This is a genomic window from Algihabitans albus, assembly GCF_003572205.1.
In the GTDB taxonomy this organism is placed as follows: domain Bacteria; phylum Pseudomonadota; class Alphaproteobacteria; order Kiloniellales; family DSM-21159; genus Algihabitans; species Algihabitans albus.
This window is the reverse complement of the sequence record NZ_QXNY01000004.1, coordinates 750,611-773,540: the sequence shown is the minus strand read 5'-3', so window position 1 is coordinate 773,540 and position 22,930 is coordinate 750,611. Positions and strand designations below refer to the sequence as shown.

Annotated in this window: 17 protein-coding genes; 7 read left to right on the top strand and 10 right to left on the bottom strand. The window is 67.5% G+C overall.

The features are described 5' to 3' along the window. Positions 1 to 234: 234 nt before the first annotated feature. Positions 235 to 405: a hypothetical protein gene (locus tag DBZ32_RS22130; RefSeq protein WP_162906750.1), complete on the bottom strand. Its 171-nt coding sequence runs from the start codon at positions 403 to 405 to the stop codon at positions 235 to 237. Between the two features lie 83 nt (positions 406 to 488). Further along, a complete protein-coding gene (locus DBZ32_RS13755) occupies positions 489 to 2,111 on the bottom strand; it encodes a 2-isopropylmalate synthase (protein ID WP_119167680.1) in 1,623 nt (540 codons plus the stop codon). A gap of 385 nt (positions 2,112 to 2,496) precedes the next feature. Between DBZ32_RS13755 and DBZ32_RS13745 the strand changes: the two genes are divergently transcribed. Then, positions 2,497 to 3,624, top strand: a complete 1,128-nt coding sequence (locus DBZ32_RS13745) for an alpha/beta hydrolase family protein (RefSeq protein WP_119167678.1) — start codon at positions 2,497 to 2,499, stop codon at positions 3,622 to 3,624. Here DBZ32_RS13745 and DBZ32_RS13740 read toward each other — a convergent pair. From DBZ32_RS13740 to DBZ32_RS13715, 6 genes are all read right to left on the bottom strand, one after another. After that, positions 3,605 to 4,435, bottom strand: coding sequence for a transporter substrate-binding domain-containing protein (locus DBZ32_RS13740; RefSeq protein ID WP_119167677.1), 831 nt, complete (start codon positions 4,433 to 4,435; stop codon positions 3,605 to 3,607). The genes DBZ32_RS13745 and DBZ32_RS13740 overlap by 20 nt on opposite strands. A gap of 94 nt (positions 4,436 to 4,529) precedes the next feature. After that, a complete protein-coding gene (locus tag DBZ32_RS13735) occupies positions 4,530 to 5,666 on the bottom strand; it encodes a cyclase family protein (protein ID WP_162906749.1) in 1,137 nt (378 codons plus the stop codon). A 141-nt stretch (positions 5,667 to 5,807) separates the two neighbouring features. Beyond that, positions 5,808 to 9,485 carry a hydantoinase B/oxoprolinase family protein gene (locus DBZ32_RS13730; protein WP_119167675.1) on the bottom strand — a complete coding sequence of 1,226 codons (3,678 nt, stop codon included), beginning with the start codon at positions 9,483 to 9,485 and terminating at the stop codon, positions 5,808 to 5,810. Between the two features lie 61 nt (positions 9,486 to 9,546). Then, positions 9,547 to 10,554, bottom strand: a complete 1,008-nt coding sequence (locus tag DBZ32_RS13725) for a CobW family GTP-binding protein (protein ID WP_119167674.1) — start codon at positions 10,552 to 10,554, stop codon at positions 9,547 to 9,549. A 22-nt stretch (positions 10,555 to 10,576) separates the two neighbouring features. Then, positions 10,577 to 11,710, bottom strand: a complete 1,134-nt coding sequence (locus DBZ32_RS13720) for an NAD(P)/FAD-dependent oxidoreductase (protein ID WP_119167673.1) — start codon at positions 11,708 to 11,710, stop codon at positions 10,577 to 10,579. After that, positions 11,707 to 12,396 (bottom strand): MBL fold metallo-hydrolase, encoded by a 690-nt coding sequence (locus DBZ32_RS13715; RefSeq protein ID WP_119167672.1) that lies wholly within the window; start codon positions 12,394 to 12,396, stop codon positions 11,707 to 11,709. Before DBZ32_RS13715 ends, DBZ32_RS13720 begins: the two co-directional genes overlap by 4 nt. 149 nt (positions 12,397 to 12,545) lie before the next feature. On the opposite strand from DBZ32_RS13715, the gene DBZ32_RS13710 reads away from it, so the two are divergent. From DBZ32_RS13710 to DBZ32_RS13700, 3 genes are all read left to right on the top strand, one after another. Further along, a complete protein-coding gene (locus tag DBZ32_RS13710; RefSeq protein WP_119167671.1) occupies positions 12,546 to 13,532 on the top strand; it encodes a TRAP transporter substrate-binding protein in 987 nt (328 codons plus the stop codon). A 99-nt stretch (positions 13,533 to 13,631) separates the two neighbouring features. After that, positions 13,632 to 14,186 carry a TRAP transporter small permease gene (locus tag DBZ32_RS13705; protein ID WP_208539220.1) on the top strand — a complete coding sequence of 185 codons (555 nt, stop codon included), beginning with the start codon at positions 13,632 to 13,634 and terminating at the stop codon, positions 14,184 to 14,186. A 39-nt stretch (positions 14,187 to 14,225) separates the two neighbouring features. Continuing rightward, a complete protein-coding gene (locus DBZ32_RS13700) occupies positions 14,226 to 15,530 on the top strand; it encodes a TRAP transporter large permease (protein WP_119167670.1) in 1,305 nt (434 codons plus the stop codon). Here the strand turns inward: DBZ32_RS13700 and DBZ32_RS13695 are convergent. Further along, entirely contained in the window at positions 15,527 to 16,651 is a 1,125-nt protein-coding gene (locus DBZ32_RS13695; protein WP_119167669.1) for an enolase C-terminal domain-like protein, read from the bottom strand. The two genes, DBZ32_RS13700 and DBZ32_RS13695, sit on opposite strands and share 4 nt — an antisense overlap. A gap of 115 nt (positions 16,652 to 16,766) precedes the next feature. Here DBZ32_RS13695 and DBZ32_RS13690 point away from each other — a divergent pair, with 115 nt between their 5' ends. Together DBZ32_RS13690 and DBZ32_RS13685 are read left to right on the top strand one after the other, a co-directional pair. Beyond that, positions 16,767 to 18,173, top strand: a complete 1,407-nt coding sequence (locus DBZ32_RS13690) for an FAD-binding oxidoreductase (RefSeq protein ID WP_119167668.1) — start codon at positions 16,767 to 16,769, stop codon at positions 18,171 to 18,173. 76 nt (positions 18,174 to 18,249) lie between these two features. Next, the gene (locus DBZ32_RS13685; RefSeq protein WP_119167667.1) at positions 18,250 to 18,831 is read left to right on the top strand and encodes a methylated-DNA--[protein]-cysteine S-methyltransferase; all 582 of its coding nucleotides are present in this window, start codon (positions 18,250 to 18,252) and stop codon (positions 18,829 to 18,831) included. Between the two features lie 21 nt (positions 18,832 to 18,852). Here DBZ32_RS13685 and DBZ32_RS13680 read toward each other — a convergent pair whose 3' ends face one another. After that, positions 18,853 to 19,038 carry a DUF4169 family protein gene (locus DBZ32_RS13680; RefSeq protein WP_119167666.1) on the bottom strand — a complete coding sequence of 62 codons (186 nt, stop codon included), beginning with the start codon at positions 19,036 to 19,038 and terminating at the stop codon, positions 18,853 to 18,855. A 117-nt stretch (positions 19,039 to 19,155) separates the two neighbouring features. On the opposite strand from DBZ32_RS13680, the gene DBZ32_RS13675 reads away from it, so the two are divergent. Next, the gene (locus tag DBZ32_RS13675; RefSeq protein WP_162906748.1) at positions 19,156 to 22,929 is read left to right on the top strand and encodes an AsmA family protein; all 3,774 of its coding nucleotides are present in this window, start codon (positions 19,156 to 19,158) and stop codon (positions 22,927 to 22,929) included. Position 22,930: the final 1 nt, after the last annotated feature.

Genomic DNA, 22,930 nt, shown 5'->3' with positions numbered 1-22,930 from the left:
CGGACGAATAGGACCGACGCGCCCTGAGCGGATAGCGTCTGCGCTTTCTATTTGCAAGGCAGAGCCTAACGGCAATCTTTACCAAAATGGTTAACGCTTCGCGAGCGTTGCCGAAGAATTTGCATGCACACGTCCGCGACCGCCTGTCAGAGCCCGCCGTGACGGCTGCAGTGACTCCCGAACCGGAGCGAGCCACCCCGGATTGCTTTGGCGGTCGGGTGCTGTGGCTCCGCTCTAACGGCTATCGGACGGACCGATCGGACGCTCGCCCTTCGGACGGCTTCGCGTGCAGTCGTCCGACTCGTCGCAGGCCGATCCGAGCCAGTTGCCCAGCGTCGCTTGCCAGTTCCAAGTGGAGCAGCCGGTCAGCGACAGAAGCAATGTCAGCGAGATCACGAGGCGCATGCCCGTCCCTCCACTTCCTGTTGCTCCTCTCCAACCCGGCTCTCTGGCGACAGAGGAGGCGATCAGACTACTCCGCTGCCAGGCTACTCCGCGGCCGGGGCGCTGCGATCCACATCGTCGGGCGCGCTGCGTTCGCGCTTGACCAGCAGCTTGTTGAGCGCGTTGACGTAGGCGCGGGCCGAGGCGACGAGAGTGTCGTAGTCGGCGCCTTGGCCGTTGACCGTCTTGCCCTGCTCCTCCAGCCGCACGGTCACCTGAGCCTGAGCGTCAGTTCCGCCGGTCACCGCATGCACCTGATAGAGCTGGAGCTTGGCTTCGTGGGGCACGATCGCGCGAATCGCGGCGAAGAGCGCGTCGACCGGGCCGTTACCTTGGGCGGTGGCATGCCGCGAGGCCCCCTCGACCGTCAGCTCCAGGTCCGCCGACTGCGGGCCGTGACTGCCGCAGCGCACACCCAGAGCGACGAACTGCACATGATCGTTGTGACGGACCGCCGCGTCGTCGACCAGAGCCAGGATGTCTTCGTCATAGACGTCCTTCTTGTGGTCGGCGAGATCCTTGAAGCGTCCGAAAACGTCCATCAACTGGTTGTCGGACAGGTCGATGCCCAGTTCCTTGAGCTTGGTCTTGAAGGCGTGGCGCCCGGAATGCTTGCCCATGACCAGGTTGGACTTGGTCAGTCCGACCGACTCCGGGGTCATGATTTCGTAGGTCTGGGCGTTCTTCAGCATGCCGTCCTGATGGATGCCGGACTCATGCGCGAAGGCATTGGCACCGACGATCGCCTTGTTCGGCTGCACGGCGAAACCGGTGATGCCCGAGACCAGGCGCGACGCTCGGGTGATCTGAGTCGTATCCACGCCGGTGCCGTAGGGCATGGAGTCGTACCTTGTACGCAGCGCCATCACGACCTCTTCCATGGCGCAGTTGCCGGCCCGTTCGCCGATCCCGTTGACCGTGCATTCCACTTGGCGCGCTCCCGCCTGCACGGCCGCCAGGGAGTTGGCAACGGCGAGGCCCAGGTCGTTGTGGCAGTGGACCGAGAGAATCGCCTGATCGATGTTCGGCACCCGGTCGCGCAGCATGGCGATCAGTTCGGCGAACTCGCCGGGAATGGTGTAGCCGACCGTGTCGGCGATGTTGATCGTACCGGCGCCGGCCCGGATCGCCGTTTCGACCACGCGACAGAGGAAGTCATGGTCGGTGCGGGTCGCGTCCTCCGGCGACCACTCGACGTTGTCGCAGAGATTGCGCGCATGGCCGACACTGTCGGCGACCGCCTGGATCACATCCTCCGGATCCATCTGCAGCTTGTGCTTCATATGCAGTGGCGAGGTCGAGATGAAGGTGTGAATGCGCGGGCTGGCGGCATGTCGCAGCGCCTCCCAGGCACGGTCGATGTCCTTCCGGCTGGCGCGCGACAGACCGGCCACGGTGGCGGTCTTGACCGCCTTGGCAACCTCTCGCACCGCCTCGAAGTCACCGTTGGAGGCGATCGGGAAACCGGCCTCGATGACGTCCACCCCCATGGCCTCGAGCTGGGTCGCGACCGAGAGCTTCTCCTCCAGGTTCATCGAGCAGCCCGGCGACTGCTCGCCGTCGCGCAGGGTGGTATCGAAAACGATGACGCGGTTCGGGTCGGCGTCGACCTTGGCGCGTTCGCTATGAACGCTTGCGGTGCTGGCGGGGCCGGTCTGGCTGGTCATGGTCGGGATCTTCCTTGTCTATCCTTAGCGGGCCGCGCATCTGGTCTTGCGCTGGCCGTCGTTGCGTTCGGCTGGCTTCGATCCCCTGAGTGCGTGCCGCGCAGGCGGCTGTAGCGCTCAGGGGCGGCTAAGGAGGAGGCCGGCAAGAATAATCGGAGCAGAGACCGCGATAGACCGGCCGGCCGGCAGACGCATCTGGGCGCCGGTCGTCGGGTTTGCGGTGCTGGCGCGGGTCTCGCGCATCGTCTTTATGTCTCCGAAGACCGCCAGGAAAACATCTTCCAAGCTTGCCTTGGTCTTGCCATCCTGGGATTTAACTGTAACGAGCTTGGAATCACAAGCCCCGACATACCAGGGTCGTAACCGCCCAGGGTCCCTAGCAGCCATGCGTCGCAAAGCCTTCTTCGTCGCCTTGGTGGCGGTGGCCTTGACGGTCGCTTTCGCCAGCGGCACGCCTCAGCGCGCGTGGGAAGCGGCGCGTCTGGTCGCCGTCCTCGGCGGCGCCACCCCTCAATCGGCCGTGGTCGCCCTGCAGGAAACCGCGATCTGGTCGGAGGAAGGGGCGGCGCGCAGCGGTCTGCTCTACCGGCCCGCCAACCGCAGGGCCGAGGCCGCCCTCGTCTTGGTTCCCGGCGCAGACATGGCCGGTCAGCAGCATCCCCTGTTCATCGCTTTCGCCGAAACCCTGGCTTCGGCCGGCTTTCTGGTCCTGGTGCCGGATATCGAGTCCCTGCGGCAATTGCGACTTTCCGCCGCCGACGCCAAGCGCATCGCCGGCGCGGTTGCCCATATGGCCGAACGGCCGCTGGGCCGCGAGGGCGTTGTCCTGGCCGCCATCTCCTACGCCGTCGGGCCCGCCGTGCTGGCCGCCCTCGACCCCGATGTCTCCGACAGCGTGGCAGCCATCCTGGGCATCGGCGGTTATCACGACAGCCGGGCGGCCGTCACCTTCCTGACCACCGGATCCTACCGCGGTCCCCAGGGGGAATGGCAGGCCACCGAGGCCGCCAACCACGGACGCTGGGTGTTCCTGCGCGCCAACGTCGGCTTGCTGCCCAGCGCCAACGACCGCGCCCTGCTGCTGGAGATGGCGCGGGTGCGCCGCTCCGACCCCAACGCACCGATCTATCATCTGGTGGAACTGCTGGGACCGGAGGGCGAAGCGGTCTGGGCCGTGCTGACCAACGACTCGCCCGATCGGGTCGGTCCGCTAATCGACGCGCTGCCGCCGTCGATCCGGGAGGAACTGGCGGCCCTCAGTCTCGCGGAGCGCGACCTGTCGCGCCTTCAGGCCGAACTGATACTGGTGCACGGGCGGGACGACCCCATCTTGCCCTACACCGAAAGCCAAGCCTTGGCCGCCGCCGCGCCGGAGGCACGTTTCTATCTGCTCGACAGTCTCGCCCACGTCGAGCTGGATCTCTCGACCGTCACGGACGGCTGGCGTCTGTTCTCCGCGGCCTGGACGCTGCTGTCGGTCCGGGACCGGCTGGCTACTGGCTCTCGCGCGTGATTCGCTCTTCCGGCGGCAGTTGGGACTGCCAGGCCAAGGTGCCGAACCAGTAGTCGCGGCGGTCGCCCAGCCAACCGTCCAGGCTGCGGAAGACGATCCAGGAATCGAGATAAGCCTTCAGATCGTAGGCACCCCGGCTCAGTCCGAACCCCTCGCCGGTGGTGACCAAGGGCTGCTCGAAGGGTACGAACACCCGGTTCGGCTGTGCCAGGCGCCGCAACTCCGGAAACGGGGTCGTGGCAACGGCGGCGAGCACCCGCTTGGTCAGCACGGCAGTGGCCACTTCCTCCTCGTTGGCCAGCAGGAAGATCTCCGCCTCCGGGAAGAGCGAGCGCGCGACGTCCGACGCCGCGGTGTCGCGGACGACCGCGATGCGTGCGCTCGGATCGTTGAAGTCGCTGAGATTGCCGAGCGTCTCGCCGAGTTCCCGGTTGACCAGCATGTTGATACCGCTGGTGGCGTAAGGCTGGGAGAAGGAGATGACCAAGGCGCGGCGCGGCGTGATCGACAGGCCTGCCGCGATCATATCGATCGCGCCCTCCTCCAGTGCCGGGATCAACTGGTCGAAGGCCATCACGGCGGTTTCCAGTTCGACGCCCATGTCCTGAGCCAGCTTCGCCGCTACCTCCGCCTCGAAGCCGATCAGCGCCCCGTCCTCGGCCCGCATCGCCCAGGGTGAGAAGAGCGCCGTTCCGACACGCAGCGTGCCACGCTCCAGGACGTCGTCGAGATCGTTTGCGGCAGCCGGCCCGGCGAGGCAAATCGCCAGCAACCAGAACCAAATCACTGGCAAGAGCGCGCGAGAAGGCATGGCAGCCGTCCTTTTCAATCGATTCGGAAGAGGTCGCACGGGCACTCGAGAACGGGTTTCGAGCGCCCGGAACCACAGCAGGTCGCGGGGAATGTTAGGCGACCGCGACGGGTGCGCCCGGGGACCCGGTGGCGCCCTTGATCGGCAGTGGCGCGAAGATATAGGCGAACTGCCAGGCTTCCGCCTCGGCCAGAGCGTCCAGGTCCAGGTTTTCGTGCAGGTAGATGCCGTACTTCGTCAGCAGGATCTGATGCGCCGGAAAAGCCAGATCGGCATCCGGGTTCGGCACCACCTCGATGCCCCAGCAGTCGGCGCCGACCAGACAGACGTCCTTGGCGGCGAGCCATTCGGCAGCCTCGATGCCGATGCCCGGTTCGCCGGAATTGTAGCGCGCGTTGTCCTCCATCCAGAGATCGCCCCAGCCGGTGCGGATCACCACCGCGTCGCCCGCCGTGATGCTATCGCCGGACAGCCCCTGCCGCTCCAGCGCCGCTTCCAGGTCAGCGACGGTGACTTCGGTTCCGGCCTCCATCATGCCGCCCTTCAGACCCTTCACGTCGATCAGCACGCCCGGTGTGAAGAAGGGTGTGACATGCTCCATGCCCAGCTTATGCAGGCCATAGGGCCCCGCCATCTCCGAGAGAGGAACGCCGTTGTAGAAGCGCCGCTCGTTCTGGTCGCCCGCGTTGCCCGCCTCGACTCCGATATGGCCCAGGCCGTCGAACTGAGTGCCGACCTGCCCGATCTCCGTCGCCAGGAACTCGTCGTTCCAGATGATCTTGTTGCGACCGAAAACGCCGCCGGTCGGCGCACCGGGAATGCGCATGCCGAAAACGCGGCTGCCGAACAGCGGCATGCCGGCCTCGTAGACCCGCCCGATCGGATAGACCGTCCCGGTCGTGATGCGACTGACGGCCTCCAGAGTCTTGGCCGGCCCCATGTGATTCGCCGCGCCGGCTTGATCCTCCGCCCCCCATTTGGAGGGCCACCAGTCCTCGCCGAACAGTTCGGTCGCCGCCCTGCGGCGGTTCGGAGCGAAGCCGGCGTCCTCTGAGACGCCCCCCTCCAACGCGGCAGCCGGCGTCGCATGACTGAGCTCATGCATGATCACGCCGCCGGTGGCCGCCGCCGCCGCAGTGCCCTTCAGGAAGTTCCTTCGGCCACTGCCCTTGGAATCCAAGGAGCTGTCCTGCTTGTCACCGTCCCGCTGCTTGTCGTCACGCGAAGCCACGCTTCCGCCTCCCTCTCCGAAATCGCCCGAGGTTCGAAACGGCCACCCCAGCCGCTCGATTATGACGAGAGCTTCCGACGCCCCCGCGGGACTGTCAACGGGCAGGCTCGACAAGAGGCAGGCACGACGCCCCGGCTTGGACTACTCCGCCGCCTGTTTCCGGTCCGCCTGTTTCCCCTCCGCCGGCTCCGCGCGCTCGGCAGCCGGGCCGTAGCCGCCGCCGCCCGGCGTTTCGATGACGATGACGTCGCCGGGGCGCATCTCCGCCTTGTCGGTCCCCGACAATTCCTCGACCGTCCCGTCGGCCCGCTCCACGGCGTTGCGGCCGAGCGCGCCGGGTTCGCCGCCGGCGACGCCGAAGTTCGGCACCTTGCGGTGGCTCGAGAGGATCGAGGCGGTCATGGGCTCCAGGAAGCGCAGGCGCCGAACGGCGCCGTCACCGCCGCGCTGCCGCCCCGCGCCGCCGGAGCCGCGCCGGATCTCGAAGGAGTCCAGCAGCACCGGGAAGCGCCACTCCAGCACCTCCGGATCGGTCAGCCGCGAGTTGGTCATGTGCGTGTGAACGGCATCGGTCCCGTCGAAGTCCGGCCCGGCGCCCGAACCGCCGGCGATGGTTTCGTAATACTGATGGGTGGCGTTGCCGAAAGTCAGGTTGTTCATGGTGCCTTGGGCCCCGGCCAGGACCCCGGTGGCGCCGTAGAGGCAGTCGGTGATCGCCTGGCTGGTCTCGACGTTGCCGGCAACGACAGCCGCAGGGTAGGAGGGATTCAGCATGCAGCCCTCGGGGATCGTGATGTCGAGCGGCTTGAGCACGCCCTCGTTCATCGGAATCTCGTCGTCGACCAGGGTCCTGAAAACATAGAGGACGGCGGCGCGACAGACCGCCGAAGGCGCATTGAAGTTGTTGTCCTGCTGCGGGCTGGTGCCGGTGAAGTCGATCCGGGCGGAGCGCGCCTGCTTGTCGATCCGGACCTCGACCTCGATCTGACTGCCGTCGTCCAAGGGATAGACGAAGTGGCCGTCGGCGAGGCGATCGAGCACGCGGCGGACCTGCTCCTCGGCATTGTCCTGCACGTGGCGCATGTAGGCCTGCACCACCTCCAGGCCGAAGTGATCGGCGATGCGGCCCAATTCCTGCACGCCCTTGTTGCAGGCCGCGATCTGGGCCTGCAGATCGGCGACGTTCTGGTCGGGATTGCGCGCCGGATAGTCGCCGGAGGCCAGGAGGTCCCGCAGGGCCTGCTCGCGGAAGGCGCCGCGGTCGACCAGCTTGAAGTTGTCGATCAGCACGCCTTCTTCCGCAACGGTCTTGGAGTCCGGCGGCATGGACCCCGGCGTCAGTCCGCCGACGTCGGCATGATGGCCGCGGCTGGCGACGTAGAAAAGGACCGAGGCGCCGTCCGTGTCGAACACCGGCGTGATCACCGTAATGTCCGGCAGATGGGTGCCGCCGTTGTAGGGCGCGTTGAGCACGTAAACGTCGCCGGGCGCCATCCGGCCGTCGTTCTGGCGGATCACCGTGCGGATCGACTCGCTCATGGAGCCGAGGTGAACCGGCATGTGCGGGGCGTTGGCGACCAGATCGCCCGCCGGCGAAAAGATGGCGCAGGAGAAGTCGAGCCGCTCCTTGATATTCACGGAGTGGGCGGTGTTCTCCAGAACCGAGCCCATTTGCTCGGCGATCGACATGAAGAGATTGTTGAAGATCTCCAACATCACCGGGTCGACCTGGGTACCGACCGCCAGCTCGCGCTCGACCGGCACGCGGCGCTCCAGCACCAGATGATTGCGGTCGGTCAGCTCCGCCTGCCAGCCGGGCTCGATCACCGTGGTCGAGTTGGGCTCGATGATGATGGCGGGGCCGGACAGGCTATCGCCGACAGCGAGATCGGCGCGGTCGTAGACCGGCGCGTCGTGCCAGCGCCCACCGGCATAGAGCGGCCGAACCGCCTGCGGCGCGGGCGCGACCCCACCTGCCGTCTTCGCCAAAATAGGATCTTCGACCGTCTCCATGGCACCGATGGCCTCGACACTGACGGCCTCGACCAGCACGGGCTTGTCGGCCATCAGGAAACCGAAGCGCTGACTGTAGGCCGCCTCGAAGCGCTCCATCAGCTCGGCGCGGCTTCCGTTCTCGACGATCAGGGCGGTGTCGCTGCCCTCGTAGCGCAGATGCACCTTCTCCAGGACGGAGATGAGCGCGTCCTCGATCTCCTGTCCGCGCAGCTCGTCGCGCGCCTCCCTGCCCAGGCGCACGAAGATCGCCGGCAGATCGTCCAGCGCCGTCTCCAGGCGCGCCTCGACCGCCTGCTCCTTCATCAGGCGCAGGTCGGCCAGGCCCATTCCGTAGGCTGAGAGCACGCCGGCGAAGGGATGCACGAAGATGCGGGTCATGCCCAAGGTATCGGCGATGTCGCAGGCATGCTGGCCGCCCGCGCCGCCGAAGCACTGCAGGGCATACTCCGTGACGTCGTAACCGCGCTGGGTCGAGATCTTCTTGATGGCATTGGCCATGTTCTCGACCGCGATGCGGCGGAAGCCCTCGGCCACCTCTTCCGGCGCCCGGCTGTCGCCGCTCGCCTCGCCGATTTCGCGCGCCAGGACCTGGAACTTTTCCTGCACGACCTCGGCGTCCAGGCGGGCATCCGCCTCGGGTCCGAAGACGGCCGGGAAGAAGTCCGGTTGCACACGGCCCAGCATGACGTTGGCGTCCGTCACCGCCAGGGGTCCGCCACGCCGGTAGCAGGCGGGGCCGGGATTGGCGCCGGCGCTATCCGGCCCGACGCGGTAGCGCGCGCCGTCGAAATGCAGAATCGAACCGCCGCCGGCCGCCACCGTGTGAATCTGCATCATCGGCGCGCGCATCCGCACGCCGGCCACCTGAGTCTCGAAGGCCCGCTCGTAGGCGCCGTCGTAGTGGGCCACGTCGGTCGAGGTACCGCCCATGTCGAAGGTGATGATCTTTTCGAAGCCGCCCATGGCCGCGGTGCGCACCGCCCCGACGATGCCGCCGGCGGGACCCGAGAGGATCGAGTCCTTGCCCTGAAAGGTCTGGGCATCGGTCAGGCCGCCGTTCGACTGCATGAACATCAGCCGCACGGTCTCCGCCCCATCCGCATTCAGTTCGCCGGCCACCAGGTCGACATAGCGGCGCAGGATCGGCGAGAGATAGGCATCGACCACCGTCGTATCGCCGCGGCTGACGAGCTTCATCAGCGGGCTGGCCTCATGGCTGACGCTGATCTGGGTGAAGCCGATCTCGCGGGCGATCTCCGCCACCCGCGTCTCATGCTCCGGGTAGCGGTAGCCATGCATCAGCACGACGGCGCAGGCCCGGATGCCGGCATCGTAAGCCGCCTGCAGGCCCTGGCGCGCGACGGCCTCCTCCAGCGCGAGCAGGACCTCGCCGTCGGCCTTCAGGCGCTCCGGCACCTCGACCACGCGCTCGTAGAGCAGCTCCGGCAGTTCGATCCGCTGGGTAAAGAGATGCGGCCGGTTCTGGTAGGCGATGCGCAACGCATCGCGAAAACCACGGGTGATCGCCAGCACCGTGCGGTCGCCCTTGCGCTCCAGCAGCGCGTTGGTCGCGACGGTGGTACCCATCTTGACCGCTTCGATCGCCGCCGACGGAATCGTCGCCCCGGACTCGATCTCCAGCAGTCGGCGCACGCCGGCGATGGCGGCATCGGCATAGAGCTCCGGATTCTCCGACAGCAGCTTGGCACTCAGCAGCCCGCCGTCGGGCCGCCGCGCCACCACGTCGGTAAAGGTTCCGCCCCGGTCGACCCAGAACTGCCAGCCGCGCTTTCCCTCGGGCATCGAAGATCCTCTTTGTCGCTCTGCAGACCAGGCGCTAAAGCAGCAGCTTGGCGCGGGAAGGTCAACGGGCCTCGGCGAGGGTCGGCGCACGGCAGGAGTCGAGACCGGCCCGCAGGCTCGCAGTCTCCAAGTTCCGTCCGATGCAGACGAGACGGCTGTACGGCGGCGCGGCAGGCGGCCAAGCCTCCAGCCACTGCGGCTCGTGGAAGACATGCTGAACGCCCTGGACCAAGAGAGGACGCGCCTCGCCGGCAACCTGGATCAGTCCCTTGACCCGTAGCAGGTCCGCGCCGCTCCGCTCCAACAGCTCACCGAGCCACTTGGTAAAGCGCGTCCAGTCGAGCGGCTCCTCCACGCTCAGGCAATGGGCCGCGATGTCGGAATGGTGACGGTGGCGATGCGGATCCTTCGCGGCATCGAGCCAGCGGTCGAGATCCGCCAGGCGGTCCGCCTCCGGCCGGCGCGCCTGGTTGAGAACGAGCGCCGGATCCAGGTCTCCCTGCAGCACGCGTTGGCGCGGGGCACCGGGATTGAGCACCGCCAGACGCAGCTCCAAGGCCGCCGTGTCGGGCTGCAGGTCGGTCTTGGTCAGCAGCAGACGGTCGGCGACACCGGCCTGCTTGACGGACTCCGGATGGGCCTCCAGCGCCGCGAGGCCGGTGACGGCATCGACGCAGGTCACCACGGCATCGAGGACGAAGAAGCTGCCGACCAGCGGATCGGCAACAAGAGTCTGCAGCACCGGCGCCGGGTCGGCCAGCCCCGTGGTCTCCACCGCCACCCGCGCGAAACGCGGAATCTCTCCAGCCTCCCGCTTCAGGTAGAGATCGCGCAGGGTGCTCACGAGGTCCTGGCGCAGGGCACAACAGAGGCAGCCCGAGGTCAGCACCGTCACCTCGTCGGTCACCGTCTCGACCAGTTCGTGGTCAAGGCCGACGTCGCCCAGTTCATTGACGATGACAGCCGTGTCGGCCAGCTCCGGCCGGACCAGCAGCTTGCGCAGCAGGGTGGTCTTGCCGCTGCCGAGAAAGCCGGTGATCAGGGTGACCGGGATCCGCGCGTCGCTCATACTCTCGTTCGCGGTCCGGCCATCACGCGGCCTGCGCCCGCGCACGTTCGAGCGTGTCCAGCGTCAAATCCGCCAAGGCCAGTGAGGCCGTCAGGCCGGGACTCTCGATCCCGAAGAGATTGACGAGGCCGGGGACGCCGTGAGCTTCGGCTCCCTGGACCACGAAGTCCCTGGCCGGCTCGCCGGGCGCCTGCAGTTTTGGCCGGATGCCGGCATAGCCGGGCTGCAGGGCGCCGTCGGGCAGCTCCGGCCAGTAGCGGCGCACCGCGTCGTAGAAGGCCAGGGCGCGATCCGGGTCGACGTCGTAGTCGTCGGGCCGCGAGACCCACTCCACGTCAGGTCCGAAACGGGCCGCCCCGCCCAGGTCGACGGTGACGTGAACGCCCAGCCCGGCCGCCTCGGGCACCGGATAGATCAGCCGCGCGAAGGGCGAACGGCCGGCGAGGGTGTAGTAACTGCCCTTGGCGAAGTAAGCCGTCGGGATCGCCGACTTCGGCAGCCCCTCGATACGCAGGGCTGTCTCCACGGCGGATAGACCGGCGGCGTTGATCACCGTCTCCGCCAGCAGAGTCATGGGTGCTTGGCCGCCGACCTCCAGGCGCAGACCCTCGGGCGTGACGGCTGCAGCTTCCAGGGGCGCATGAAAGGCAACCATGGCGCCGGCCGCCTCGGCGTCGCCCAGGTAGGACAGCATCAGGCCGTGGCTATCCACGATGCCGGAGCTGGGCGACAGCAGGGCGGCGACGCAGCTCACCGCCGGCTCCAGATCCCGCACCTCTTCCGGCGTTTTCCAGACGAGATCGGACACGCCGTTGGCCGCTGCCTTCGTCTTCAATTCGGCGAGCGTCGGGATCTGCGCCGCGTCGGTCGCGACGATCAGCTTGCCGCAGCGGGCATGGCCGACGGCGTGTTCGGCGCAGTAGCGGTAGAGCGCCTGCTTGCCGTCAAGGCAAGTTCGTGCCTTCAGGCTGCCGGTCGGATAGTAGATACCGGCGTGGATGACCTCCGAGTTGCGCGAGGAGGTCTCGCTGCCGATCTCACCGGCCCGCTCCAGAACGACCACGTCCCGGCCGGCAAGAGCCAGCGCCCGCGCCACCGCCAGTCCGACCACGCCGGCCCCGATCACCACGGCATCGATGCGGTCGACCGCGCTCATCGGACCCTCAGGTCGAAGGGCGCGGCGTCTTCCCAAAGGAAGCTCCCGTCATCCTGCCGGATCAGTTCGGGGAAGTGGCCGGGGACGATGCGGTCGGCCATTTCCAGGATCCGCCGGATCGAAGCCGTGCCGCGCTCGACGGTGTCGAAGGCCATGTCGCAGCGCCGGGCGATGGCTTCCTTGGCGTACTTAATGGCATCGCCCGCCAGTACCACGGTGCCGCGTGCCGCCGTTTCCAGCCGCAGGGCATAGCAGCCGGGCGTATGACCCGGCGCCGGGAACCAGCCGATGCGGTTGGAAAGTTGCCCCTCGCCCTCGATCAGTTCCAGGTCGTGGCGTTCCAGCTGCGCGTGAATGCCCCAGGGCATGAAGAGGTCCTTGTCGTGCGGTGCGGCGGCATAATCCCACTCGGACTTGCTGACCAGCACCTTCGCCTTGCGGAAGAGATCGACGTTGTGGGCGTGATCGAAGTGCAGGTGAGAGAGGAAGACCAGACGAATATCGTCCGGCTCCAGGCCGCGCGCCGCCAGGGCCTTGACCAGGCCCAGGCGCGAGACGTAGCCGCCGGTATCGAACAGCAGCGGGCCCTCGCCCGTCTGGACCAGCGTGATGTTGGCGATGCCGAGGAAATCGTCCTTCAGGCGCAGATTGTTGCCCTGGACGAGGATGTCGTAATCCGGTGTCATGCTCCCGAGTCTAACAGGCCTTGCATCGTCGCGTCTTGCATGTTGACCTTTGGATCCACAGGGAAAAACAGTTTCTCGATAAGCGCAACCGGACTTGCAAAAGAGGTCACAGCGCACGGGAACTGCCGAACGACAGGGGAACTTCATCGATGCGCAAAACTCTTCGCGTCGCGCAGGCCGCAACGCTGACCGTCGGCCTGATGGCAGGCCTGGCCGTCGGCCCGGCTCTCGCCGAGACCTGGGATCTGCCGACGCCCTACCCGGAGGGCAATTTCCACACCCAGAACATCATGCGATTCGCCGAGGAGGTGAACGCGGCGGCGGGCGACGATCTGGAGGTCGTCGTGCATCCGGCGGGTTCGTTGATCAAGCATCCGGAGATCAAGAACGCGGTGCGCTCCGGCCAGGTGCCGGTCGGCGAATTCCTGCTCTCGCGCCTGTCGAACGAGAACCCCGTGTTCGGCGCCGACTCCGTGCCGTTTCTGGCGAACAGCTACGACGCGGCGGAAAGACTCTGGGATGCGTCGCGCGAGGTGACGGAGGCCCTGCTCGCCCGCCAGAACCTGATGATTCTCTTCGTGGTGCCCTGGCCGCCCCAGGGCATCTACGCCGACGGCGAGGTCGCCACGCTGGACGACATGTCCGGCCTGAAGTTCCGGACCTACAACGCCGCGACGGAGCGTCTGGCGCAACTCGCCGGCGCCGTGCCGACCCAGGTCGAGGTGCCCGACATCTCGCAGGCCTTCGCGACCGGTCGCGTCGAGGCCATGATCACCTCGCCCTCCACCGGCGTGAACATCAAGGCCTGGGACTTCCTGTCCCACTACTACGACACCCAGGCCTGGCTGCCGAAGAACGTCACGGTGGTCAATGTCGATGCCTTCGAAGCCCTGTCTCCGGAGCTGCAAGAGGCTGTAAAGACTGCCGCCGCCGCGGCCGAGCAACGCGGTTGGGAGGCCTCCAGGAACGAAACCGCCGAGAAGACCCAGATCCTCTTGGACAACGGCATCGCCGTAGCCGATCCCAGCGAGTCTCTCGCGGCCAGCCTGCGCGAGATCGGCGCGACCATGGCCGACGAATGGGCCGAGCAGGCCGGCGACGACGGCGCCGCGATCCTGGAGAACTACCGGAATTGAGGCGGGCGATCGAGGCGCTTGGGGGCGGATTCTGCCGACCCGTCTCTCATGCGCCGGGCTTCGCCGGACGAACCCTCCCTTCTCGATAGGTCGCCTCTGATGCTGCGCACCGCGCTCGACCGGCTCTATCTGGCGTCAGGCTGGATCGCCGCCGGTTTCCTGCTGGCCATCTTCGCCGTCGTGCTGGGCCAGGTCCTGCTCAACCTGATCGACGTTCTGCTGCGCTGGACTCTGGGCAAACCCATCGGCTTGCTGATTCCCTCCTACGCCGAGTTCGCCGGCTTCTTTCTGGCCGCCGCCTCCTTCTTCGCCCTGGCCTATACGCTGAAACAGGGGGGCCACATCCGGGTGACGCTGGTGATCCAGCATCTGCCTGCAGGATTGCGCCGGGCGATCGAGATCTGGTGCTGCGGCGTCGGCGTTGCTGTGTCGGGCTACTTCACCTTCTGGATCGCGCGGCTCACCGGAGAGTCCTGGCGTTTCGGCGACGTCTCCTACGGCCTGGTCCCGATTCCGCTCTGGCTGCCGCAGCTTGCGATGACCCTGGGCGCTCTCGTGCTCACGGTCGCCTTGCTCGACGAACTGCAGCGCGTCGCGCGCGGCAAGCCACCGGCCTACGACCAGGGTGAAGATCTGCTCGGCCCCAACAGCTAGACGACGTCGGCAACCGGACGGCCGCGTTTAGGGATCAAAATGGACGAACTGCTGCTCTCCGGCCTTCTCGCCGTCGCCCTGCTGGCCTTCCTGGCCAGCGGCGTCTGGGTCGCCTTCGCACTGATGGCCTGCGGCTGGGTCGCCATCGCGCTCTTCACCGGCCGGCCGGTCGGCCAGGTCCTGGCCTCCAGTGTCTGGGGCGCCTCGGCGGAATGGGCGCTCGCCGCGCTGCCGCTCTTCATCTGGATGGGCGAGATCCTGTTCCGCTCGCGGCTCTCCTCCGACCTCTTCACGGGATTGGTGCCTTGGATGGCGCGGCTGCCGGGACGGCTGCTGCACACCAACATCCTGGCCTGCGGCATCTTCGCCGCCGTGTCGGGCTCCTCGGCGGCGACGGCGGCCACCATCGGCAAGATGTCGCTGCCCGAGCTGCAGCGCCGCGGCTACCACGAGCGCATGACCATCGGCACCCTGGCGGGGTCCGCCACGCTCGGCTTGCTGATCCCGCCCTCGATCATCCTGATCGTCTATGGCGTCGCGATCGAGGAGTCGATCGCCCGCCTCTTCATGGCCGGCGTCGTGCCGGGCCTGATGCTGATGGCGCTCTTCATGCTCTTCGTCGGCGTCTGGTCGCTGCTCAATACCGACAAGGTGCCACCGGCCGAGAGGATCTACGGTTGGCGCGAGCGCTTCGTCGGTCTGAGGCGGCTGGCTCCCGTGGTGGGGCTGATCCTGGGCGTGATCGGCTCAATCTATTTCGGTATCGCCAGCCCGACCGACGCGGCGGCCGTCGGCGTGGCCCTCGCCCTGCTGCTGTCCTGGTCGTCCGGCACGCTGACGTGGGAGAGCTTCAAGGCCTCGTTGCTGGGGGCGACCCGCACGTCCTGCATGATCGCCTTCATCCTGGCCGGCGCCGCCTTCCTGACCACGGCCATGGGCTTCACCGGCCTGCCCCGCGAGCTGGCCGCCTGGATCGGCGAACTGGAGCTCAGCCGCTACGAACTGATCTTCGTCCTGACGCTCTTCTTTATCGTGCTCGGCTGTTTTCTCGACGGCATCTCGGTGGTGGTGCTGACCACGGCGATCGTCCTGCCGATGATCGACGCCGCCGGCATCGACCGGATCTGGTTCGGGATCTATGTCGTCGTGGTCGTCGAGATGAGCCAGATCACCCCGCCGGTCGGCTTCAATCTCTTCGTCATCCAGGGTCTGACGGGCCGCAACATCCTTCAGGTGGCCTACGCGGCTCTACCCTTCTTCCTGATCATGGTTCTGGCCGTCGTACTGCTGGTGATCTTCCCGGAACTGGCGACCTGGCTGCCCACCCAAATGGCGGCGCGTTAGATCTCCGCCGCGAAGCGCTTGGCCGCCGTCTCGTCCCAGGCGATGCCGATTCCGGGCGCCTCGCTCGGGCGCCCGACGCCATCGGTCACCGCGAAAGGCTCGGCCAGGACCGGGGCGGCCCAGTCGACGTATTCGAGCCAGTGGGCCGTGGGCGTGGCCGCCAGCAGATGGCTCGAAATCTCCGGGAAAAGGTGACTGGAAACCTGCACGCCGCGGGCTGCGGCAAGGCCGGCGGTCCGCTGCCAGCCGGTGACGCCGCCGATCTTCATGGCATCGGGCATGAAGACGGCATCCAGCCCCGCCTCCAGGGCCTTGTCGAAGTCGCCGGCGCCCCAGCAGTTCTCGCCCTGCTGGATCGGCAGAGCCGTCTCGGCCGCCACCGCCGCGTGGCCCCGGTAGTCATCCCAGGGCAGCGGCTCCTCGATCCATTCCAGGTCGAAGTCCTCAAGCGGCGGCACCCGGTGCTTGGCTTCCGCCAGCGTCAGCGTCTGATTGAAGTCCACGAAAAGGCGGGGGTTCGGCCCGATTGTCTTGCGCACGGCGGCGGCCACATCCAGGTCCTGGGCACGGGTCGGGTAGCCGAGGCGGAGCTTGATCGCCTGGAAGCCCTCGGCCAGCAGCGCCACGGCCTCTTCAGCCGCCATAACGGCGCCGATCATGCCCAGACCCTTGCTGTTGTAGGCCGGCAGGCGCCGCGCCTCGGCCCCCAAGAGCCGGTAGAGCGGCAGGCCCTGGGACTTGGCCAGGGCATCCCAGGCCGCCATGTCGAGCCCTGCCAGCGCCATGCCGACCAGACCCGGACGCCCGAGCAGCCGGAAGGCCGCTGCCAAGCGCTCCGCGAGGGCCAGGGGCGCGACCCGCTGGCCGGCAATCAGCGGTGTCAGCTCCTCGACCTGCCGGGCCGTCGCCGCCAAGGCGCGCGGCGTGTAGGTGAAGAGGTAGGCGCTGCCGGTCACACCCTCCTCGGTCTCCAGATCCACCAGTACCAGCGGCGCCTTGTCGACCGCGCCGCCGGCCGTCACGAGCGGCAGGGCGAGCGGGACCAGGACCGGCCGGGCGGTGATGCGATGGATCGTCAACTCGGCCGTGGCGACGGCAGGCGCGGTCGGCAACTGGGTCATGGCTGGTTGGTCATGGTTGGCTCGCGGGCTCCGGTTCCTAGCGGTTTGGGTTGAGGCCCCATATTGCAGTACCCTTGCCGCGGGGGAAATGCGGACCAACAGGAAAGATCGTGCCATGAGCATCGCCGAAAGCCACATCGAGCCACCGCGCAGCGACCCGGCGCCGGCCATCGCCGAGCTGCAGGCTCTGCTGGGCGAGCGGCTCTCGACCGCCGCCGCCGTCCGCGAACAGCATGGCAAGGACGTCAGCTATCACGAGGGCGCCGCGCCCGACGCGGTCGCCTTCGCCGAAACGACGGAGGAAGTGGCGGAGATCGTCAAGATCTGCGCCCGCCACAAGACGCCGATCATCCCCTTCGGCACCGGCACCTCCCTGGAGGGTCACATCGCGGCGCTGCGCGGCGGCGTCTCCCTCGATGTCAGCCGCATGACGGCGGTGCTGGAGGTCAATCGGGAGGATCTGGACTGCCGGGTTCAAGCCGGCGTCACGCGCAAGGGCCTCAACGAGTATCTGCGCGACAGCGGGCTGTTCTTCCCCATCGACCCCGGCGCCGACGCCTCGCTCGGCGGCATGGCGGCCACCCGCGCCAGCGGGACCAACGCGGTGCGCTACGGCACCATGCGCGAGAACGTGCTGGGGCTGACGGTGGTCACCGCCGACGGACGGGTCGTCAGGACCGGCGGTCGCGCGCGCAAGTCCTCGGCGGGTTACGACCTGACACGGCTGTTCGTCGGTTCGGAAGGTACGCTCGGCGTGATCACCGAGGTACAGTTGCGGCTCTACGGCATTCCGGAGGCGACCTCAGCCGCCGTCTGCGCCTTCGCCGACCTGGAAGGTGCGGTCAACACGGTGATTTCCACGATCCAGCTTGGGGTTCCCGTCGCGCGGATCGAACTGCTGGACGAAGTGCAGATGCGGGCCTGCAACCTCTACTCCAAGCTCGACTTTCCCGAGCAGCCGACTCTCTTCTTCGAGTTCCACGGCACCGAGGCCGGCGTGCAGGAGCAGGCCGAGACGGTCGGCGAGTTGGCCGGCGAGTTCGGCGGCGCCAACTTCCAGTGGGCAACGCGGCAGGAGGATCGCAGCCGCCTCTGGCAGGCCCGGCACGACGCCTACTGGGCGGCCAAGGCGCTGAAGCCGGGGTCGGAGGGCTGGGCGACCGATGTCTGCGTGCCGATCTCGCGGTTGGCCGAATGCATCCTGGAGACCAAGCAGGACGTCCAGGACAGCGGCCTGCTGGCCCCCATCGTCGGACATGTCGGCGACGGCAACTTTCACCTGGTCTACCTGCTGGATCCCGGCGACGCCGCGCAGCACGACAAGGCCGAGACGGTCAACGACCGCATGATCGCCCGGGCCCTCCGGATGGGCGGCACCTGCACCGGCGAGCACGGCATCGGCTACGGCAAGATGCACTTCCTGCAGGCCGAACACGGCGAGGCCGTCGCCTTGATGCGTCAGGTGAAGCTGGCGCTCGACCCCGACAACATCATGAATCCCGGCAAGGTGGTACGGGTCTAAGGGGTATTGGCCGGAAACGGACCTCATCAGCCGGCCGATATCCCAAACGAGCATGTCTCACTGATAGACTGGAGGGATGCCGTCGAAACGAACCCACCGGTCACCGGAACTACCCGCAGCGACGCAACGCGCAGCCGACGCGCGCGCCCGCCGTCCGGCCGGACGGCGCGAAAGCCTCTACGCGTTCACCTACGTCGATAGTCCGCTCGGCCAGCTGCTCATCGCCGGCGATGAGCGGAGCCTGCGGCTCATCGGCTTTCCCAGCGGCAGCAGAGCGACAACCCCCGGCCCCGGCTGGCGGCGTGACGACGGGCGCTTCGCGTCGGTCGCCGAGCAGCTTCGGAGCTACTTCGCCGGCGAGTTGAAGCAGTTCGACCTGACCTTGCGAACGTCCGGAACCGCCTTCCAGACCTCGGTCTGGAGCGCGCTACGCCGGATTCCGCATGGACAGACGGTCACCTACGCGGAGCTTGCCCTGAGCATCGGGCGGCCAAGCGCGGTTCGGGCCGTGGGTGCCGCCAACGGCGCCAATCCGCTGCCCATCGTGGTTCCCTGCCACCGCGTCATCGGCACCAACGGAAGCCTGACTGGCTTCGGAGGAGGACTGGACGCGAAGCGGTTCTTGCTTGATCATGAAAAACAGGTCGCGGGCAGGTAAGCGTTGCGGCACCGCTGGCCTTCAGGGCCGCTCGTCTTCACGCCTATGCTGTTCGAGTCTGCGCCGGGCCGCATCACGCTCCGCCAACGCGAGGGCCTTCTCGGCTTTGCTGAGGCCGTAAACCGCACGGTTCTCCGAAGCTTGGAGTTGCTTCCGGTCCCGGTCCTTGGTTTTACGCACTTGGCGCAGGGACACCACCTCGCCCATCTTTCATGGTCTCCTAGGGTGCTTTGCGGCCTTCAAGCGACGACGAACGACGCCATGATAGAGGTAAAAGCGGCCTGTGCCAGCCTTTAGTTGTTAATACCTGCAGGAGTTCTACGGTTGGTTAAAAGAAGTTTGATCGGGCTCGTGGTCCTGCTGGCGCTGCTGGTCGGCGCGGCACTGGTGGTGCCGTCCTTCGTCGACTGGAACGCCTACAAGGATCAGATCGCGCGCGAAATCGAGGCCGCGACCGGCCGCCAGCTCACCATCGCAGGAGATGTCGGCCTGTCTCTGCTGCCAACCCCCCGTCTGACCGCGGGGCAGGTCAGCCTGAGCAACGTGGCAGGCGGCCAGGCACCGCAAATGGCGAGTTTGGAAGCCCTGGAGGTGCGCGTTGCCTTGGCTCCGTTGCTGTCCGGCGACATCCAGGTGCAGTCGCTGGTCCTGGTCGCCCCGACGGTCAGCCTGGAGCGACTGGCCGATGGCCGCGCCAACTGGCAGTTCGGCACCGAAACGGCCCCAGAGACAGCGGCCCCAGAGACAGCGGCCGAAGACGTCACGACCCGAGACACTACAGCGAGCGACCAGCCGGCTCAGCCGAGCGAACCGTCAAGCCAGCCGCAACCGGCAGCGAGCTCGAGCCCGGCAATTCGGCTGGATTCCGTCTCCATCGAGGATGGAACCGTCATCTATCGCGACCTGGCGACCGGAACGGAAGAACGGCTCGAACAGCTCGACGCGGAGATTTCGGCCGACAGCCTTCAGGGCCCCTTCGAGGCCTCCGGCACCGCAATTGCCCGCGGCCAGGCCGTCGCCTTCGAAACACGCAGCGGCCGTCTGGGCGATGGCGCCGCTCCGATCGCGCTGGAGCTCGCCCTGCCGGAAGCGGGCACGGCCAGGGTCAATCTGCGCGGCAGCTTCGACCGGACAGCTCAGGCCTTTGAAGGCCGGCTAGAGGCAGGCGGCGAAAACCTCGCCCTGCTGGCCGAGGCGCTCGCCCCCGGCAGCGGACTGCCGGCCCAGTTGGCGGAGAGTTTTGCGCTCTCCAGCGATATCGCTCTGGCCGGCGAGACGCTGAATCTGAACGACTTGCAACTCACCCTCGGCGGCACCAACGCCACCGGCGACGCCGAGGTGATCCTGGCGTCGCAACTGGACGGGCAAGTCGCCTTGAACGTCGCTCGCCTCGACCTCGACGATCTGCTCGAGTCACCGCTCGACGGCGGCGGCGGCCAGGCACCCGCCGGAGGCTTCGTGCTGCCGCAAGATATCGCGCTGGGCTTCGAGCTGATCGTCGACGCGCTGGTCTACAAGGGTCAGGTCGTACGGCAGGTCCTGGTCAGCGGGCGCCTGGCAGAAGGGGCCGTCACGCTGGATCAGGCCTTGGCCCTGCTGCCGGCGGGTGGCGACCTCTCGGTCAGCGGTCGACTGACGGCGGAGGAAGGAATACCGCGCTTCGCCGGGACGCTGGAGGGAGCCAGCGACAACCTGCGTGGCCTCGCCCAATGGCTGGAATTGGAGCTCCCGCCGGCCCCGAACGACCGACTGCGCCGCGCCTCCCTTTCCACCGCAGTCGACGTCACGCCGGCGCGCGCGCAACTCAGCGGCCTGGTGCTGGAAATCGACTCCACCACAGTTCAGGGCGGCATCAACCTGGCCCTCGGACGGGCCAAACCGGCCTTCGGCGCCGGACTCAGCGTCGACCGGATCAACTTGGACGCCTACCTGACCGGGTCGGGCGGCGGCGGCGGACCGGATGACCTACAGGTCGCGCAGGCCGAGCAGGCGACCCCGGAAACGGGCGAAGCGCAGCCGCAAGCCGCGAACCCGCTCGAGAGCTTCGACGCCAATCTCAACATCCTGGTCGGCAATCTGACCTACGGCGGCCAACAGACCAACGACCTCACGCTCCAGGCCCAGGTGAAGGACGCCGACCTGACCGTTCAGTCCCTCACCGTGGGCGATCTGGTGGGCGGGTCCGCCAGCTTCGCCGGCGTGATCAGCGGTCTGCCGGACAACCCCGAGGTGGCGGACGGACAGTTTCGGCTCGAGGTGCCCGACACCGAGCGGCTTGCCAGGCTGTTGGAACAGCCCGCCTCCGGCGCGCTCGCCCAGCTCGGCAGCCTCTCGGTCGACGGGACGGCAAGCGGCAGCCTCGACGCCTTCGGCACCGATCTCCGCGCACGGATCCCCGAAGGCAGCTTCGCCTTCGCCGGGCAGGTGAGCCAGCCTGCTGGCAATCTTGCCGTGGAGAACGGGCGCCTGTCTCTCGAGCTTTCCGATACCCGGCGGCTGGCGCAGATCGCCGGGCTCGCCGATTCGCCCGTGGCCCGATTGGGCGCCTTGCAGATCTCGGGTCCCCTCTCCGGAAACGCCAACGATCTCACACTGGACCTGTCGGGGCAGGCGCTGGGCGGTAACATCGCCGCCGCCGGCCGGGTGCAGCAAGGCAAGACGCTGCGCCTGGAAAATCTACGCGTGACGGCGCGGGAGGTGACGGGGAGCAGAATCGCAGACCTGATCGGCCCGGCAGCCGATCGCTTGGCGGGACTCGGCGCTCTGAATCTCGCAACCACGATGAACGGCAGTCCCGACGGCGAACTGAGTTACGACACCACGCTCGGATTGCTCGGTGGAGAGATCCGGGGCAACGGAACGGCCAGCGGCGTGACCGGCTCGCAGATGAGCTACAGCTTCGACGCCGCCGTCGACCTTCCACAGCTTGGCCGACTGCTGACCACCCTGGGTATGGAGCAGACGCTGCGCGACGGCGTCGGGCTGAATGCGACGGCTCGGATCAGCGGCACGCCGCTGCAAATCCAGGTTGGCGGCCTGACCGGTCGGTTGGGTCCGACCGACCTGGCCGGAGAGACCGCCGTCACCCTGACCGGTGCCCGGCCGGCGATCCAGGCGACCCTGCAGCTCGGTCAGATCCCGCTCGATCGGTTGCTTGACGACGGCCTTTCGGGCGGTGGCGGGCAGTCGCCCGGCCGCTGGTCGAACGAGCCCTTGCCCCTCGACGCGCTCGCCGGGCTCAACGTCACGGCCGATGTCACCGCGGCCTCGATCAGTCAGGGGGATTTGGCTTTGTCCAACGCCACGATCCCGCTGCGTCTGGAGAACTCGCTTCTGCAAATCGACGCGCTGACGGGCCGGGCGCTCGGCGGCAACCTGCGCATGGCGCTCTCTCTAGACGCCCGCGACCCGCGCGCGGCCGGGCTCGACTTCGATGTGACGGGCACGCAACTCGACAGCGCGCAGCTGGCGCCATCGGAGGGGACGGCCGCCGGGCGCGTCAGCGGTCCGATCGATCTGCGGATCACCGGCAACAGCCTGGGAGCCAGCGAAGCGCAGCTGGTCGGCAACCTGGCCGGTCAGGGCACTGTCGGCGGCCAAATCACCGTCCGGGCCACCGCGGAGGAGGCCGTCGGCAACGTGCTGCTGGGCATCCTGGGTCAGCAGATCCGGGAGTTGCGGGGACTCAGCAATACGGTCAACGCGGTTTTCAGCGCCTTTGCCGGTACCCCGGCGCAGTTGAGCGGCAGCTTCGCGATCGAGAAGGGCGTCGTACGCACCAGCGATCTTACCCTGACCGGCCGCGATGCCGTAGCCCGCGGCCAGGGCATTGCCGCCGATCTGCCGGCCTGGACACTCGACCTGCGGACCGACCTCTATCGCGGACAGGAACGACAGCCCTACCTGACGGCTCTGCTGAGCGGATCGCTGGACGAACCCGACGTAAAGGTCTCCGGCCAGCCCTTCCAGCGCGGGCAGCAACGGCCAACGACCGAAGACCAGGCACCGTCGGCGCCGCAACAGGAGCCGTCGCCGGAAGACCAGCTGCGCGAGCAAGGCGAGGAAATTCTGAGGGGCTTGTTCCGAAATCTGCAGTAGG